Origin of the sequence: Butyricimonas sp. Marseille-P3923, from assembly GCF_900184685.1 — a bacterium.
Taxonomy (GTDB): Bacteria; Bacteroidota; Bacteroidia; order Bacteroidales; family Marinifilaceae; genus Butyricimonas; species Butyricimonas muris.
Genome location: NZ_FXXL01000005.1, coordinates 471722 through 489558 on the forward strand (window position 1 = coordinate 471722; position 17837 = coordinate 489558).

At 42.7% G+C, this 17837-nt stretch carries 9 protein-coding genes; all 9 read right to left on the bottom strand.

Annotated elements, in window-relative coordinates:
* Positions 1-6 precede the first annotated feature (6 nt).
* The 9 genes from CS948_RS05500 to CS948_RS05540 all read right to left on the bottom strand — a co-directional run bounded on the left by CS948_RS05500 (position 7) and on the right by CS948_RS05540 (position 17833).
* Positions 7-3450, bottom strand: a complete 3444-nt coding sequence (locus tag CS948_RS05500) for a SusC/RagA family TonB-linked outer membrane protein (RefSeq protein WP_099290709.1) — start codon at positions 3448-3450, stop codon at positions 7-9.
* Between the two features lie 106 nt (positions 3451-3556).
* Positions 3557-4750 carry a FecR family protein gene (locus tag CS948_RS05505; RefSeq protein ID WP_099290710.1) on the bottom strand — a complete coding sequence of 398 codons (1194 nt, stop codon included), beginning with the start codon at positions 4748-4750 and terminating at the stop codon, positions 3557-3559.
* A gap of 86 nt (positions 4751-4836) precedes the next feature.
* Positions 4837-5448 carry an RNA polymerase sigma-70 factor gene (locus CS948_RS05510; RefSeq protein ID WP_255301868.1) on the bottom strand — a complete coding sequence of 204 codons (612 nt, stop codon included), beginning with the start codon at positions 5446-5448 and terminating at the stop codon, positions 4837-4839.
* A gap of 129 nt (positions 5449-5577) precedes the next feature.
* The gene (locus CS948_RS05515; RefSeq protein WP_099290712.1) at positions 5578-8286 is read right to left on the bottom strand and encodes a prolyl oligopeptidase family serine peptidase; all 2709 of its coding nucleotides are present in this window, start codon (positions 8284-8286) and stop codon (positions 5578-5580) included.
* A gap of 11 nt (positions 8287-8297) precedes the next feature.
* Entirely contained in the window at positions 8298-10622 is a 2325-nt protein-coding gene (locus CS948_RS05520; RefSeq protein WP_099290713.1) for a DPP IV N-terminal domain-containing protein, read from the bottom strand.
* Between the two features lies 1 nt (position 10623).
* Positions 10624-12963 carry a DPP IV N-terminal domain-containing protein gene (locus tag CS948_RS05525; protein ID WP_099290714.1) on the bottom strand — a complete coding sequence of 780 codons (2340 nt, stop codon included), beginning with the start codon at positions 12961-12963 and terminating at the stop codon, positions 10624-10626.
* Between the two features lie 16 nt (positions 12964-12979).
* Positions 12980-15316 (bottom strand): DPP IV N-terminal domain-containing protein, encoded by a 2337-nt coding sequence (locus CS948_RS05530; protein ID WP_099290715.1) that lies wholly within the window; start codon positions 15314-15316, stop codon positions 12980-12982.
* Positions 15317-15403: 87 nt separating this feature from the next.
* Positions 15404-17071, bottom strand: a complete 1668-nt coding sequence (locus tag CS948_RS05535; RefSeq protein WP_099290716.1) for a PKD-like family lipoprotein — start codon at positions 17069-17071, stop codon at positions 15404-15406.
* Positions 17072-17083: 12 nt separating this feature from the next.
* The gene (locus CS948_RS05540; protein ID WP_099290717.1) at positions 17084-17833 is read right to left on the bottom strand and encodes a DUF4843 domain-containing protein; all 750 of its coding nucleotides are present in this window, start codon (positions 17831-17833) and stop codon (positions 17084-17086) included.
* Positions 17834-17837 lie beyond the last annotated feature (4 nt).

Genomic DNA, 17837 nt, shown 5'->3' on the forward strand with positions numbered 1-17837 from the left:
AACTAACTAAAAAGTTGCACGTAAAGAAAAATTCACAGAACGGGCAAAAGGATAACTAGTTCCCCTTTCTTGTTTTACCGTCGACAAACGGAACAACTCGTTCGTACTCGCTTCCAAACGCAATGTCTTCAAATAAATCTTGCGAAGCCAAGCCGAATTAAAATCATAACTCACCGTCAATGCACTCAACGACAAGACATTCTCATCCTGTACAAAGCGGGAGGTCGGTAACGTTACATGATCCATATCTTGTATATCTTTCAGCGGAGTAATATCTCCCGGCTTTTCCCAACGCTGAGTCAACACTCGTTTATCCACGTTACTCCCCTGAATATCGGCATTCTCCACGTTCATCACCAACGTTTCATTGTACGTCTGTTTACCCCACTCATAAGCAAACGAGGCAAACAATGAAAAATTCTTATACGTGGCATTTATACCAAATGAACCGCTAGCCTTAGGCTCTGTATCACCAAGTACAACCTCTTCAGTCGCTTTCCACACGTTACTGACTTTACCGTTACGATATTGATACAACTCCTTACCATTCGTCGGATCGATACCCAATGAACGTACACCATAAATCGCAGTCAAAGAAGACCCCTCTTCATATTTCATGACCGGTTTAATAAAATCCTTATATGTCTTCCCTTCAGCTATCCAGTCAGCAGAAGAGGTCTGATCTTCTTCTGCGGCTTGATAATATTCATTTACTTGAGAATTATATGCTTTCAAAGCATCCGACACTTTCAATATCTTATTCGTGTTATGGTTCAAATTTCCCCATAATGCCACTTGCCAATCTTTGTTCTGCACGATATTAAAACGGAACTGAATATCTATTCCCTCATTCAATGTTTCTCCTAAATTACTCTTGTAAGAAGAGAAACCCGCAGACCCCGGCAAGGTTACGTCCGTAATCAAATCCACGGTCTTATTGTGATAATAATCAAATACCAACGAAATTCGACTATTCCAAAATTCCATATCCGCACCAACATTCAGCTTATTCGTTGTCTCCCACTTCAAGTCCCGGTTTCCCAAAGCCCTCAGTGCCACACCGAAGCCACCTATATACCAACGATCAAAAGTCTTATAAACTGTTTTCGCACTATACGACGGGAAATTCACCTTACCAGTCTGCCCATAGGAAGCTCGAAGTTTCAAACGATTAATAATTTTACTACTTCTCCAAAAGCTATAATTATGCACGTTAACACCCGCCCCGAAAGACCAGAATGGAGCCCATTTCTGATCGGAACCAAATTCTGACGACCCATCAAAACGAGCAGAAACATCTGCCAAATAAATATCATTCCACGTGTAATTTGCCATCAACAAAAAACCCGCCAAACGACTTTCTCCCTGATTTTTATTCGGTTTCACATAAATCTCTGCTGCATAATTAGGCGAATGATACTCCCCCGAAGGGAATCCGCGATAATGACTGGAAGTAGTTTCCGAGAAACGAGAAGTAGCATTCATCACAGCAGAAGCATTCACGGCATGTCCTCCGAACACTTTCGAGAAATACGCCCCAACCTGCATATCCCAATTGGTAGATTCTCCTTTCGTCAAATAAAGATCACCCGCCAATGCACTATCTTCTCCAGTAGCCGACACATTAGAAGAAAGAGGATCTATGAAACGTTCCCTCTTATTCAACTCTTTGGTTATAGCAAACTGACCTTTCAAATAGAAATAATCAGTCAAATACCACTGTGCCATCAAACGCTCGATAAAAACATCCCCCTTTTCAATATCAAAATTCGCCAAAAGAGCCTCATACAAAGGATTATTCAATTGTGTCTCACTATGAGTGCGTTTAGAAAAATCCAATTTACCTTTAATTATATCTCCATTTTTGTCATAAGGACGATCATAAGGCTGTAAATGAGCATAATCGGAGAAATCACCGTAAGGAGATTCATTTGCTTTCATGTAATTGTACTCTATATAATTCACAACCTGCAAATTCTTAAGTCGATAATCCACGTGAAATCCCAAATTGACTGTATTCCGGTAAGAATCTTTCATAACACCATTATTGTTATTGTAAGCAAGATCAAGCCCGTAACGTAAATCGGCATTTCCCCCTTCAATCGACAAGCTATGCTTATGATTTAGGGCATTTCGCAAAGGCAGCGACAGCCAATCCGTGTTTACACCTTCCTGCACTCGCAACAAACGTTCATTATATGCATTTAACGCCTGACGCCAAGTCATATAATATTTAGTCGTGTAAATCCCTGCTTTCGTTTCAATCTCCAATTTTTCTCTAGCCGAAGCCAAATTATAATCCGAAAGATCAGGCATGGAAACGGTTCCAGTCAAACTATAAGAAATAGTCACCTCCCCCGGCTTGGGAGCAACAGTCGTGATCACGACAACACCATTCGCCGCACGGGAACCATACATAGCAGTGGCAGCCGCATCTTTCAATATCTGAATATTCTCCACCCGCATCGGGTCCATATCGTACACCTTCTGCACGCTGACCTCGAAGCCGTCCATGATAAAAACCGGAAGGTTCGGGTTATTTTTCAACGAAGATTTGGATAAGGCATCTTTATCCAATTCTTTCACCCCAATACCGGAACGCCCACGGATGTAAATCTCCGGTATAGCATTCGGGTCTGATCCCCATTTATTACTTTGCTGGATACGAAACGAGGGATCAAATGAAGACAACGCTTGAATAACATTCGTGGAAGAGGCTTTTAACAAATCCTCACGCTTCACGGAAACCGAACTACCCGTGAAACTCTCTTTCCTGATATTACCATATCCCGTCACGACCACCTCGTCCATCTCCTCCACGTCTTCCTTCATCGTGATAACCAATTCTTTTCCATCGTTCTTCCGGTCGTTGCTCAATCGATAATGAATGGTTTCCATTCCAATAAACGAGAATACCAGGATTGTGCTATCCATCTGCGGTATCTCGACTTTAAACTTACCATCGATATCTGTCACCATCCCCAGTTTCGTTCCTTTTATAAGAATTGTAACCCCGGGCAGCGGCTCGCCTTTTCCATCGATCACTTTACCGTTTATCAAGCGAGATTTTTTCTCCACCTTCTCATCTTTTGCCGGGGTAATAATGACAACATCGTTTTGAATAACATAAGACAAAGGCGTGTCTTTCAACAACAACTTCAACGTTTCGTCCAACGTTGCATCCGTCACCTTCAGATCTCGTTTTCCATACTTCGCTACCTCTTCTATCTGGTACAAAAAACGATAACCTGTTTTTTGACTCACGTCCATGATAGCTTGATCAATCGTAACATTTACCAGATTTATCGTCAATCTTACGACCTGCGACTTTGCCTCTACCTGCAGGAAGAAGAGAGAGATAAACAGAAGAAGAAGGCTGCGTTTAAAAATAAATCGCATCTTTTCAAATCTTTGCATTCCGCTAAAGACTCCGTTTCCGTTTTTTTTCATACATTTACATGCTTAATAATTAATAATTGACTTTTTAATCGTTATTAAACTCACCTAGGAGCAGAAAATATTGGTACTATTTTCTGCTCTTTATATATAACAACATCTATTTGAATATTTTATTCACGAACACTGTTCTCCCTTTCACCTCGAAATGCACCCGCGTAGCCTTCTCCAACATATCCAATATCTCCGTGAAATCCTCGTACCGGGTTAACTCCCCGGAAAAATGATACTCTTTCAGCTCCGGATTCACCCAAAATATATCGATATTATACCAGCGTCCCAAACGATTCATGATATCCTCCAGCGTGTTGTTCAACAACACAAAACGTCCGTCTTTCCACGCGGAATAAAGACTAGCGTCTACCTGCCGGACAACAAGTTGCCCGCCCTCTCCATTATACACGACCTGTTGATTGGGTTGAATCTTCACACTCTGCTTTTCGTCATACACCCGAACCAATCCTTCGTTCAACGTGGTTTCCACAATTTTCTTATCCGGATAAGCCTGCAAATTGAACTGAGTTCCCAAGACCTCGACCGCAATCTTGTCATCCGCATTCACGACAAACGGACGTGCTGCATCTTTTCTAACAATAAAGAAAGCCTCACCCCGCAAAAAAACATCCCGTTCGTTCTTCCCGAATTTTACGGGAAATCGAATCTCTGAATCCGAATTCAAAAATACCTCCGTACTATCGGACAAAAACAACTTGTATTCTCCGCCGCGAGGTACCCGGATTGTATTATATGTCAACACATCTTCTCTACCTTCTCCCGCGATTTCCTCGTAAGAAACTTGATGACCATCATTTTTGGCTATCATGCCGCTTCCCAAAGCGATTAACTGTTTTGCATTATCCTGCAACACAATCTCGTCACCGGAAGAAGTAATTAAAACAGCCTTGGAACTACCCCTCTCGATACGAGCTATCGGTTGCGCAATCTCCCGTTTCTCCATCGGCTTTCTAGAAAATCCCAAATACAACCCTACCCCGACAAGTAAAATCATAGAAGCCGCTATCCCCATCCTCCAGGGAAATATACTCCGGCGTTTATCCTGTTCTACCAACTGCTTCTTGAGCAACTCCCATGACTCATTCACTTCAAAACGCCCAGCATATAAATCCCGGTCGGGAACATTTTTCCCTTCAAGGATACATTGAAACAATTCCCCGTTCCGAACATCCTCTTTCAACCACGCCTCCAATTTTTCTTCTTCAGCGGGAAGAATTGTACCGACCATTTTTTTGGCGATCAAACGAGATATTTTATAATCCTTCGGATATTCCATCATAAAACGTCCTAATTCTAATTTATATTTCTATCTACAGAACGTCAAAATTTCAAAAAGGGATGAGTGAACTTTTCGTTTTTTTTCAATTATATTTTTAACAGCAGAATCAGAAATACATAATAATAATCCTTCAACGCCACACGCAACACATCCATAGCTTTATATTTAAGCGACTTAACAGTATTCACGGTAATCCCCAATTCCTCTGAAATTTCTTTATTCTGTTTACCTTCCAAACTCAATTTTATAATTCGACGACTTTGAGTCGGTAGTGCATCAATTGCCTCGTTAACAATCCGGTATGTTTCCTCCTCTATCAATACGTCTCGAAAAAAATATTCATTGTCAGCAGCTCCTAGATTATCTTGAACAGGCATTTTCTTTTGCTTCCTCAAATAATCGAAACATTTATTCTTGACGGTTACATATAAAAATATATCCGGCGTTGTTTCAAAATCATAAAATTCCCTTTTTTCCCACAAACGCATAAACACCTCCTGAACGATATCTTTTGCAATATCCTCATCCCCGACAAGACGGCAAGCGACCATACACATAGATAGAAAATATTTTTTAAACAAGACTTCATAAGCCGCAATATTACCCGCACGAATGGAGTCAAATAAAAAATCTTCGCTATTTTGATCACTTTCAGACATAATTCTATGAGTTACACCAGAAAAAACTCTTCCGGTCACAAAAGTAGAGAAAAAAATGAAAATAACAATTTCACGAATAATTACTACTCATTCGCAACACAAATTATTTTGCAATAAAAAACTCGTTTTACATCTGTAAAACGAGTTCTTCACGTTAAATTATCTCACTCAATCATACTTTTGGTCTATCCCCCTCTCGTCTATATTTATCCCCTCTTTCATCCACCGGGGCATAGGTGCGTCTTTCAAGTAATGGTCAAAAAATTGTTGTAAACGAATCGTCCAATCCATTTCTGCCGCCTTGTTATACAAGAAATGTTTATCCCCCTTGTAATTCAGTAACCAAGCCGGTTTCTGCAAACGCCGCATGGCAAGGAACAAGTTTAACCCCTCCGAGTAAGGTACCGCCTCATCTTTATCACAATGGAATATTAATAGAGGCGTCTGTATCTTATCGGCATAGAATATCGGGGAATTTTTAATATACATTTCGGGGTCGTCCCAAAGTGTTTTTCCCATGCGGCTTTGAGTTTCCTCGTACATGAACATACGGGGCATACCGCTTCCCTCCCGGATTCCGGTATAGGCGGAAACCATGCTTGAAACAGCCGCACCGGGACTGGCACACCGGAACATATTCGTGCGAGTCACCAGATAAGCCACCTGATACCCGGACCAACTATGCCCCTGTATACCGATACGGTCTTTGTCGGCAATGCCCCGGTCAATCAACATCCGGGTTCCGCTCACCACGGCATTGTAACTACTCTCACCCGGGGCACCTATCGTGAAATGCACATCCGGCATGAAAACCACGTAACCGTTGCTCACGTACGTTACCACGTTAATCATGGCACTACTCAAAGCCGGCACGGGATTCACGTGTATATCCCCGGTATGGGTTTCATAGAAATTCACGATAACGGGGTAACGTTTCGACGGGTCGTAATCATCCGGCAGGTACAACAATCCCCGGTTGCGTTTTCCCTCGAAATTCGTCCACTCGACCAGTTTCACCGAACCCCAGCGGTAATCCTTCTGCTGCGGGTTTGTGTCCGTTATCTTCACGGGACGGACGAAATCGGTTTTACTCCACCAGATATCACGGAATTCATGGTAATTCTGACGAATGTACATGCAATATTTCCCGTCATTGGTCACTTGATTAAAATTCAAGGCATAAGGCCCTTCCATCAATTTACGGATTTTGCGGGCGGGAGTCTGCACGTAAACCCCTTGGTCGAGAGTTTCGGTATTCCATGTTTTCAACAAAACATTCTGTTTCGTGTCAATCCACTTGGAATCGTAATTCGCTTTCAATAAACGCAAAGAGGTATTATTTTTCCGTCCCCAGCCATTCGTGAGGGAATACACTGCATTTTTACCCGTCAGCTCTATCACCCACATATCATACCTGTCATACAAAACCACTTTATTTCCCCCGTCAAGCCATCCGGCGATGCCGTATGAATCGGCAGGTTTCGGCTTATCGTGCTCTTCGTCGTACACGGGATAACCAATCGCAGAAGATATATCCGTCAATTCTCCCGTGGTTGGTTCCAATTTATACCATGTTTTCTTTTCCCCGTGATAAAATAAAGCATATTTCCCGTTCGGACTCCATACCGGACGTTGACGAAAATCCGAGAATATCAATTTCCGCTCTCCCGTTTCTAAATTCACCAAGTATAAATCTGATGACTCACCATCCCTCCAGTCCGTCAGTCCGCGGTAAGGCGCCTCATTCGAAATAATCACGTAATTATATTCGTCACAGGTAGGATGAAACACTTGATCAAACTCCGCCGGCGAAACAAGTACACATTCCTTCGTGTCTACATGATAGACGTACTTCGGGGTGTTGCGCCGATAACCTCTCCCGTTCCTTTGGCGACTTTGAGAAAGTTCATCATCCCATTTCCACAATTCAAGTTCGAAACTCTTGTCCGGTTCCACTTTCGGGCGACGAGGCGTTGCCACCTTAGGCACACCGTCGACAAAAATATACCGACCGTTATTAAACGGCATATTCAACCCGCCACGAACTTTATACGCGGTATCGGGAAGCACCACCTCTTTCGTGTCCATGATCAACTTGTAAGTACCTTCTTTCATGTTAAAAGCATACAACAAGTCGGGATCTTTCAAGAAAGAAGTGTCCGACGCTACCGTGAATACCCCCTTCATATTCTCTCTATCCAACGTGAAATTTGTCAACCGGGCATCCGGATTACCATAAATCAACTTCTGCTTCCCCTTCACCGGACCGGTATAAAGAGATTTGTAACCATCACGCTCTTTCGTGTAGATGATCGTCTTGTTATTATCGAGCAATATATGGTAATCCAAACTATCCATGACAGTCGAATCTCCCGTTTCATAGTTCCAAATTACCAATCGTTTGATATCTTTGTCTTTCTCGTTTTTCCCGATAGGATAGGAATAAGTCATAACCGGAGAATCGGATGATTCGTTACAGTCATACGGTCTGTCCCATAACTGCTTTTTCATATTCCTCAGAGTCAACAGGAAAACGGAATCCTTTACCAACCCCGAAGTATCCCGCGGAGAAGGGGAAACCACGTATTTCAAGCATTTCCCGTTATTGAAGAAATGAGCTTGCTGTACATTTTCCAGTTCGTAAGTCTTACCCGACTCGTTATGGTGCAAATAAGTGACGGGAGTATCTTTCTCGTGCCCCTCGCCGTCAATATACACGAAACGGTAGGTAATCCATTTCCCGTCATCCGACATGTGCTGCCCCTCTACCCTTCGCCATAATTTATAAGCCTCCATATCAAGGGGCTTTTTCTGTGCCATGCCATCCGTCAACCAAGCGAATAACAAACAACACAGCAAAATATATCGTCTTTTCATACCTATATTTTTTATCTTTCCAAAAAGTAATCCAAATCCCCTTGATAATCCGCAGAGGCATCCCCTAACAGATATTTAGCGAAATGGAACCATAACTTGCGTTCAAAAAACTCATCGGCAGCCCCGGAGAACCCGTGAGAATTACCGGGCAACACGAGCATATCGAAATTCTTCCCCTCTTTAATCAAAGCATCGACCACTCGCAGGGTATGTGACGGGTGCACCGTACGATCCATATCCCCGGTCACGATCAACAAGCCACCCTTATAATTCTTCGCCAATTCCTGATTCGTCTTACTTCGGGTTTCAAAGGAGATTTCTTCTCGCTCGTTTCCGGCACTATCTTTTACTACCTGCCTTTTCTCCTTCACACCGTAATGGATTTCGACAAAGCCTTTATTATAAATATTATTATCGTGATTCCCTGCCGAAGATACAGCCGCACTGTAAAAATCCGGATAGATCAACAGTGCCGCCGTGGACATAAACCCGCCACCGGAGTGACCGAATATACCCACCTTTTTCACGTTAATAAAGGGGTAACGTTGTGCCAATTGCTCGATCGCGTATTTATCGTCAGCCAAAGGATAATCCCGCTGGTTGCCGTACCCGTAAGTATGGTAATATTTCCCCCGCATAGGCGTTCCCCCCCGGTGTCCCATGGATACCACGATAAAGCCCACTTGAGCCAAACGGGTATTCATGTCATCGTTTACAGTGAAACGGGTTTGCACGTACTCGAAGAAAGGTCCCGGGTAAACCGACGAAATAATCGGATAGGTTTTCGTGGAATCGAAATCCGCCGGTTTCCACATCACGCCATAAATATCCGTCACCCCGTCTGCCGCCTTCACCTTGAACCGTTCGGGTTTCTTCCAACCGAAAGCATAAAGGTTCTCCAAGTCCGGCTTCTCCAACTCCAAAATCACTTTGCCTTTCCGGTCGCGTACCACGTTGACAGGTTCCATATCCACCCGGGAATAGCTATCCACGAAATACTTGCTCGACGGAGAGATATCCACGTTATGCGAGGCATTTTCCGGGGTTAATAATGTTATCGCGTCGGTCTTATCCAAATCGGCTCGATAAAGAACATAATAGTAAGGGTCAATCTCTTTCTCCTTGCCTAAACCTATAAAATAAATCTGTCGGCTCGCCGTGTCAATCTTCATGATCGGTCCGGCAACCCATGCCCCGGAAGTAATTTGATTCTTCAAGTTACCATCCTTATCATACAAATAATAGTGTCCCCACCCGCTACGCTCGGAGCGGAAAAGGATCTCGTTCCCATCGTTCAAGAAATGAACGGCTCGCATCTGGTAATCCAGATAAGGTTTGTCTACCTCGTGTATCAACACTTTTACCTCTCCCGTTTCCGTGTCGACAACACAAATCTCGCACTCGTCCCAAGTTCTTTTATAACGTTGAAAATAAAGACGTTTTGCATCCTTACTAGCATACAGGATATCAATATATTGATCTTTCCACCGATCAATATTAATCTTTTTCACCTCCCGGGTATTCGCATCCCCGATCAACAACTCGAACTGAATCACATGTTCATCACCCGCCAATTCTGCCTTGTAAGTTTTCAGACGGGGACGGGGATTTGCCAAAGCATCAATCAACCACAAATCTTCGACTTGACGGGAATCGTCCCGAATAGCATAAAACTTGTGTCCGGTTGGGAACCATTTCGCGGAGCATCCCATGCGTTCGTCCAACTCGCCTTCATCTTCCCGGTTAAAGGTATAATAACGTTCCCCGTCGCTTGTCAATTGTACTTCTGTCGTGTCCTTACCCTTAGCCGCATTTCCCACGATATAGAGATTATGCCGCTTGGCAAACAACATATAGGAACTGTCCCGTGAATAGTATTTCCAATAAGGATCATAATTCATCTGCCCTTTCTGTTTTTCGGCTAATTTCAGTTCTTGCGTGTTAATATTGTACGTGAAATCATTCCGGTCAAACCAGAAACGAATTGTTTCCCCGTCCTCGTCAAAAGTGAAATCCAATTCCAAATCCTTGTGGTTATATCCCTTCCTAGTAATCTCACTGATTTTCATCAATAACTCCGCGTTGTCGAAAATCAAGCGTTTTTGTCTTTTAGCCGGATCAACCAAATAATAGTTTTTTCCCTCGCTCGTGCGGAAAGAATACCAGAAACGATCGGTATTATTTATATAACGAGGATGTACTTCCAAACTATTCTTTGTCAACGGCACTTGTGTTACGCACCGGAAGCGCTCGGCAAGCTCGTAATTCGCTTTTTGCTGCCCGAACGCCCCGACCGAAACAAGTAAAAACAGACCAATAATAAATTTCTTTATCATCCTATCTATCCCCATTCTTGTATTGTTCAACTTCATAATAGTAATCCCCGGTATCATCTCCTAGCAGAATACGGGCAAAGTGGAACCACATCTTACGCTCGTAAAATGTATTCTCCGCCCCCCCGAAACCGTGGTTCGACCTCGGTAAAATGATCATATCAAAATTCTTGTCCGCCTTAATCAACGCATCGACCATCCGCAACGTGTGAGCCGGATGCACGTTATCATCCATCCAACCGTGAATCAACAACAGACCGCCTTTATATCGTTTTGCCAACTCCATATTCGTACCCACTTTAAATTTAAAAGTTGATTCCGTCCGGTCACCGTTCACGCTATCCTTGATCACTTTCTTTTCTTCTTTCACACCGTTGTGAGTTTCGCCCCACCAATGATTATAGATTGTATTATCATGATTTCCCGCAGAAGATACGGCCGCCTTGTAGAAATCCGGGTAAGTACAGATGGCCGCGGTAGACATAAATCCACCCCCGGAATGACCGTAGATACCCACTTTTGTCGCGTCGATAAAAGAATAACGGTCTGCCAGTTGCTCTATCGCGTATTTATCATCTGCTAACGGGTAATCCCGCAACCTTCCATGACTGTAAGTGTGATAAAATTTTCCCCGCATAGGCGTTCCACCCCGGTGTCCCACGGCAATCACGATAAAACCCAATTGAGCCAAACGGGTATTGTCGTCATGAATCAACCGGAATTGCGTCGGCACGTACTCGTAGAAAGGACCGGGATACACGGAAGAAATAATCGGGTAGACTTTCGTCGAATCAAAATCAAACGGTTTCCACATCACCCCGTAGAGGTCGGTCACTCCATCGGCGGCCTTCACCTTAAAACGCTCCGGAGCCTTCCACCCGATCTCCAAAGCACGGCGAATATCAGGCTTTTCCAATTCCATAATCTCTTTCCCTTTCCGGTTTTTCAACACGATACGGGGAACCATATCCACCCGCTCGTGAATATCCACGAAATACTTGAATGATTTCGAGAAATGTACCTGATGATTCGTGTTATCAAAAGTCAATTGCGTCAAACTCTCCGGTTTATCAATATTCACCTTGCACGGGATATAATAATACGGGTCTATATTTTCATCCTTTCCTAAAGCATAGAAATAAAGCGTACGTCCCACGGTATCGATATCCGAGCAAGGCCCTGCCACCCATTCCCCGGAAGTAATAGCATGCTTAAAGTTTCCCTCGTTATCGTAAAGATAATAATGCCCCCATCCCGTGCGCTCGGAACGATAAATAATATCCTTCCCGTCATTCAGGAACATGATATTCGCCATTTTGTAATCCATGAAAGGTTTGTCAATCTCGTGAATCAACACTTTCACCTCTCCCGTCGTGAGATCGGCAACACAAACCTCCTGTTCGTCAAAAGCCCGGGTTTTCCGTTCAAAATAGATCTTATTACCATCCTTCGAGGTATAAAGTACATCCACGTACTGGTCTTGCCAGCGATCGACATCTATCGTTTTCATCTCCTTCGTTTCCACATCGATAACCGTCAACACGGTTTTCTCCAATTTCTGGTCGCCTGCCATCGAATACTTGTACGTTTTCACCTTGGGACGGGGAGTTGCCATCACGTCCACCAAAAACAATTCATCCACGTGGCGGGTATCTTCCCTCACGGCATACACCTTTTTAGAATCTTTCATCCACACGGCAACCGGAGTTGCTGGAAATGTATCCGTACCAACCTCTTCTTCTTCCTTGAAATAAGAGAAATATCTCTCGCCATCCGTCGTCAATTGTATGACAGTCGTGTCTTTCCCTTTATCCTTATTCCCCATGATATAAAGATTATGACGTTGAGCAAACATGATATAGGTACTATCCGGAGAATACTTTTTCCAAGAATCCCCGAAACCTTTATTAATCACGGTATCCAACTTCGTCACCTCCTCCGTCTTCATATCATAACGGTATTTGTGTTTCTCGAAATCAAAAGTGAAAGAAGTTCCTTTTTTATCAAACTCCAATCCTTGGAACGTGAAATCCTTCGCGTCACACACCTCGTGCGTTTCCTGATTCAAGAACCCGAACAGTTTTTCCGTGTTGAACAGCAAGCGCTTCTCTCTCTTCTCCGGATTCACGTAATAATAACGCTTTCCTTCTTCCGTCGTGAACGAGTACCAAAAACACTCTCCGTCATTAATATACATGGGGTATATACTCATGCTGTTTCTATCTGCCGACCGGAAATTCCGACTAGTGAAACGATCGGCAAGCCTGAAATTCGCCTTTTGTTGCGCGCATACAGAACTTCCTGCCACCAACAACAAAAGCATTATGATATATTTTGTTCTCATTTTCAATTCTCCATTTTCAATTTTCGATTCCCTTGTATTCCTCTATATTACCGTAATGATCGGCAGTGGTATCCCCTAACAAGTATTTCGCGAAATGATACCACAACTTCCGTTCAAAAAATCTATCCGCGCTCCCGTAACCATGAGTCTTACCGGGTAATACCAGCATATCGAAATTCTTCCCGGCTTCAATCAAGGCATCCACCATCCGCAAAGTATGAGCGGGATGCACGTTCTTGTCCATATCCCCCGTCACGAGCAAAAGATGTCCTTTCAAATTTTTAGCCAACTCCATGTTCGTGGGCACCTTCACGCTGAACTTTGACACTTCACGATCCCCGTTCACACTATCTTTTACCGTTTCCTTGGCTTCTCTCACTCCATGATGAATCTCCACCCAACCATTATTATAAATATTATTATCATGATTACCGGAAGAAGACACCGCGGCAGTGTAAAAATCAGGATAAGTACACAAAGCCGCCGTCGACATGAAACCACCCCCGGAATGACCGAAAATACCAACTTTCGTGATATCGATATAAGAATAACGATCCGCCAACTGCTCGATAGCGTATTTATCATCGGCCAAAGGGTAATCCCTCAAATTTCCATACCCGTAACGATGGTAGAACTTGCCCCGCATAGGGCTTCCTCCCCGGTGTCCCATGGAAACCACGATAAACCCGAGCTGAGCCAGCTTCATATTATAACTATCATCCAAAGTAAACGACGTACTCACGTATTCAAAGAAAGGTCCCGGGTAAACGGACGAAATAATCGGGTATTTCTTGTTCGGGTCAAAATCTGCCGGCTTCCACATGATACCATGCAGGTCAGTCAACCCGTCGGCAGCCTTCACCACGAAACGTTCCGGCGCACGCCATCCCATCTCGTAAGCCCTCCTCACATCCACTTTTGCCAAATCTTTAATAATCACCCGCCCGTTATTATCCTTCAACGTGAACCTCGGCTCCATATCCACCCGCGAATAACTATCCACGAAATACTTCCGGGATTTAGAAAACTCCGCCTTGTGTTGTCCGTCTTCCGGGCTCAACAACTTCACTCCTTCACGATCAAGATGAGCCTTCACCACTTGGTAATAATAAGGATTCATCTTTTTGTCATACCCGTGCGCGTACAAATAGATCGTTCTGCCCACCGTATCGATAGCAGCAATCTGCCCTGCCACCCAATCGCCTGAAGTAATCGTGTTTTTCAAAACCCCGTTACCATCATAATGGTAATAATGCGCCCATCCGGTACGTTCTGAACGATAAAGAATATCATTCCCCTCGTTCAAAAAAACGATATTACGCATATGATAATCAATATAAGGTTTATCTACCTCATGTATCAACACCTTCACCTCTCCCGTTTCCGTGTTCCCCACGCACAACTCCACTTCATCCCGCACCCGGTTATAGCGTTCAAAGAAAATCTTATCCCCCTTGTCCGTCACGTACCGAACCTCGGCATCCTGATCCTGCCAACGCTCGATATTAAAATCCGTCACTTTACGCTTGTCCACATCAATCACCGAAAGCACCCACTTCGACAAGTTCTTATCTCCCGCCATATCATATTTGTAGCGTTCCAGTACAGGTTTAGGCTTCGCCAATACATTAATCACCGCCATCTCGTCAGAGTTCCGGTTATCTTGACGCAAGACATAAACCTTATTCACTTTCGGGAACCAACGCCCTGCCATCGCTTCTTCATCAGATACCGTATCCTGACCATTCCGGGCATAGGAAAAATAACGTTCCCCGTTCGTGGTCAACTGAATCTCTGTCGTATCCTGTCCTTTATATTTATTCCCTCTCATGTAGAGGTTATGATTCTTCGCGTATACTATATAATTCGTGTCCGGAGAAAAAGACATCCACGAGTATATCACCATGTCCTCCTTCTTCTCTTTTTTTGGCAACTCCTTTACCTTCTTCGTCTTCATATTATACTCGAAATCTCCCCCTCCTAACGAAAAAGTCATCTTCGACATATCTTTTGAAAAATCTATATTTGATAGTTGTAGATCCTTCTCGTTATACGCCTTCCGGGTAATACTACTCACCCCTTGCGCTATATCCGTATTCTCGAAAAGCAATCGTTTTTCCGCTTTCACCGGATCAACCAGATAATACATCGTCCCCTCGTCCGTCCTAAAATCAAACCAAAACTTCTCCCCATTATGAATATAACGAGGAACTACCCGCATACTATTCCGAGCGGCAATCCCCGACAACCCCATCTGGGTAAACTTTTCTGCCAACTTATAATTCGCTCTCTGTTGGGCATCCCCTCCCAAGTAGGCGACAAGTAACAATAAAGATAATACAATTTTTTGCATACAGATTCATTTACATTTCAATCTATTAAAAATAACTCGAAAGGGAATTTCACCCTTTCGAGTATTTAAAACTATATATTCAAAACTTTAATATGGATTATAAGCACCAGGATTTGCACCTGAGCCAAATTTACATATCAAATCAACAATTTCACCAAACCCTTCCTTATGATACAATTCTACCAATTGGGCTTGTTTCATTTCAACATCGTATGCAACCTCATACACATACACCTCTCCGGATTTCAACGCTATAGCGATATGTGCATTATGAATATCTCTCACATAGTCTCTTACCGCCATATGTACAATTTCCGAATTAAAAGTAGGAGCATTCACAAACTGCACATTCCCTTTATTCGCAGAATAATAATCAAATCCATATAACTTATTACCGGAAGCAACCACGAGTAAATTTTTCCAAGGCAATAAAGTCGCACATTGGTAATCTGCCATCACTCCTGCATCCAATAAACCAAATTGATGTTCCTCCAGTTCTATCTTTTGCCCCGGCCTGTAATTACTATTCTCTGCATTAATAGAATAGTAACTCCAATAATAATTCCCGCTTCGATTTAAGATTGAAAGATAAACAAGAGGATCATAACGAGTAGCTTGTCCTGCCCAAGCATGGAATATATATTCTCCATCTATATTTTTAAAGAACGAAAAATCTCCTCCATCGGGTACCCGATCATTTAATTCCACGAGGCTACCAATATAATTATCCGCATTAATAGAAAAATTTCCATTATAATACCCACCGGGATTACCATCATCACGAACACCAAAGAATGTATTATCCTCTCCTATTCCCAAAAAGAAATTAGCACAATCATACCGGGCTCCACTTCCTTTCATATAAGGCAACAACTCCTTTACTTTCTTCTTATTAAACGCCGGTTCACTTAAATAACGACCGGAATGCAAATCAGTCGCAACCGACATCACAGCGGAATAAACATAGTTATCAGAATTTAACAACCATTTCCCACACCAACTAAGCACAGCATCTTGCGGATCAAAATTTGCCGGAAGGCCATCCAAAAACTCCTCTTCAACCGAACCTACCGGCTGTAATAAATTCCCATCCAGTTCAATACATCCTCCATCATATAGAAGCATTACTTCATCCTCTACTTCTAAATCCGTATAAGATGAAAAATGAAAATTCTCCACCAATTTACGCGGTCCCCGCCCTAAATTGGGAGTAACGTTCATATCCGTTCCTACATAAACAACTGTATCCACACTCTGTTCTTTCCCGTCTTCTCCTACAACAATTTTCGTCTTTTTTTTCGACAAGATTATTGATAATTCAGACTCTCCCGAAGCAGACTTTGATAACACTAGCCATCCGTTTTTCCATGCGGGAACAACAGTTACCACGATATTCTTACTAAACGTAATTCCCGTTTTATTATCCGTGGCTGTAAAAACTAAATTACATGCTCCCACCTTATCCGCCGTGTAAGTATAATCTTTCGTATCTGAAAGTTTTAACATTTCCTTCGTTTCACCCAAATACCATGCGCAAGTAGCATCAGGATTTAAAGTATCTATCGAAAAATGTACTCTCGGCTCAAACAATTGCGACTCACCTAGATAAAGTGTATACTCATTCTGAATATTAGAAACACCTTTACTATTCCAATTTTCAAAATCATTTATATCTCTATAATCATAATTACTCTTATCATCTAAACAGCCAACTGCCGATAAAAGTATACATATCCATAAAAATTTTCTCTTCATAATATTTCTTTTTTAACCGACAACAGGAATTACAATCGGATCACCATTCTCATCACACAAAGGCTTACCGGCATTTTCCGGAGCATCATTGTATTCTTGAACACGATATTTCAATCTCAGAGAATATTTTTTTAATATTGCCGTATCTTCTCCATCAAATACGACATTATCCTTCGCCAATTCTTCTAAAAACATAGTATATTTTACCTCGGAATAACTTCCCAAATAATAGGTTTCCGCAATATTGAAAATATTGGCATACCCGTATCCACCATTTAATTCTGTCCACCATTTAGGACGTTCTAATTTATCAGATACCTGAAATATTGCCCGACGGAAATTCAATTCCCCCTCCTTTACTTCATCATTGGCGTCAACTTTCAATACCAAGCGATATGCCTTCTCTGCCAATATGGGACCATTGTAAAGAATTATTTCTATCGTATCTTGATCTTGACCGGCAGGAAAAACACATTTCTCCGGTAACTTATAAAGCTCCACTGGCAAAGTAGTCATTTCCTTATCAACAGATATCGTGTATTCACGTTCTCCTCGCTCCCATACTCCCACGGCTTTTACCGGAATCTCCCAAGTCACTTCCCCTGCCGGATAAGACTTAAAAGACAGCACCACACTATCTTTTGTCGCATCGGCGACAAAAGAAACATATAAAGAATCATCGGAATACTCCATAATTTCCTTCTCTTCACAAGAAGTCAATATCCCGATAAATATAAATACCAAAATAAAATATCTTTTCATAGCC

What these genes read in the sequence shown, in the direction of transcription:
- CS948_RS05515 (WP_099290712.1), bottom strand. Translation starts at nt 8,286, where the DNA reads ATGAAAAGACGATATATTTTGCTGTGTTGTTTGTTATTCGCTTGGTTG.
- CS948_RS05530 (WP_099290715.1), bottom strand. Translation starts at nt 15,316, where the DNA reads ATGCAAAAAATTGTATTATCTTTATTGTTACTTGTCGCCTACTTGGGA.
- CS948_RS05520 (WP_099290713.1), bottom strand. Translation starts at nt 10,622, where the DNA reads ATGATAAAGAAATTTATTATTGGTCTGTTTTTACTTGTTTCGGTCGGG.
- CS948_RS05505 (WP_099290710.1), bottom strand. Translation starts at nt 4,750, where the DNA reads ATGATGGAATATCCGAAGGATTATAAAATATCTCGTTTGATCGCCAAA.
- CS948_RS05525 (WP_099290714.1), bottom strand. Translation starts at nt 12,963, where the DNA reads ATGAGAACAAAATATATCATAATGCTTTTGTTGTTGGTGGCAGGAAGT.
- CS948_RS05535 (WP_099290716.1), bottom strand. Translation starts at nt 17,071, where the DNA reads ATGAAGAGAAAATTTTTATGGATATGTATACTTTTATCGGCAGTTGGC.
- CS948_RS05500 (WP_099290709.1), bottom strand. Translation starts at nt 3,450, where the DNA reads ATGAAAAAAAACGGAAACGGAGTCTTTAGCGGAATGCAAAGATTTGAA.
- CS948_RS05540 (WP_099290717.1), bottom strand. Translation starts at nt 17,833, where the DNA reads ATGAAAAGATATTTTATTTTGGTATTTATATTTATCGGGATATTGACT.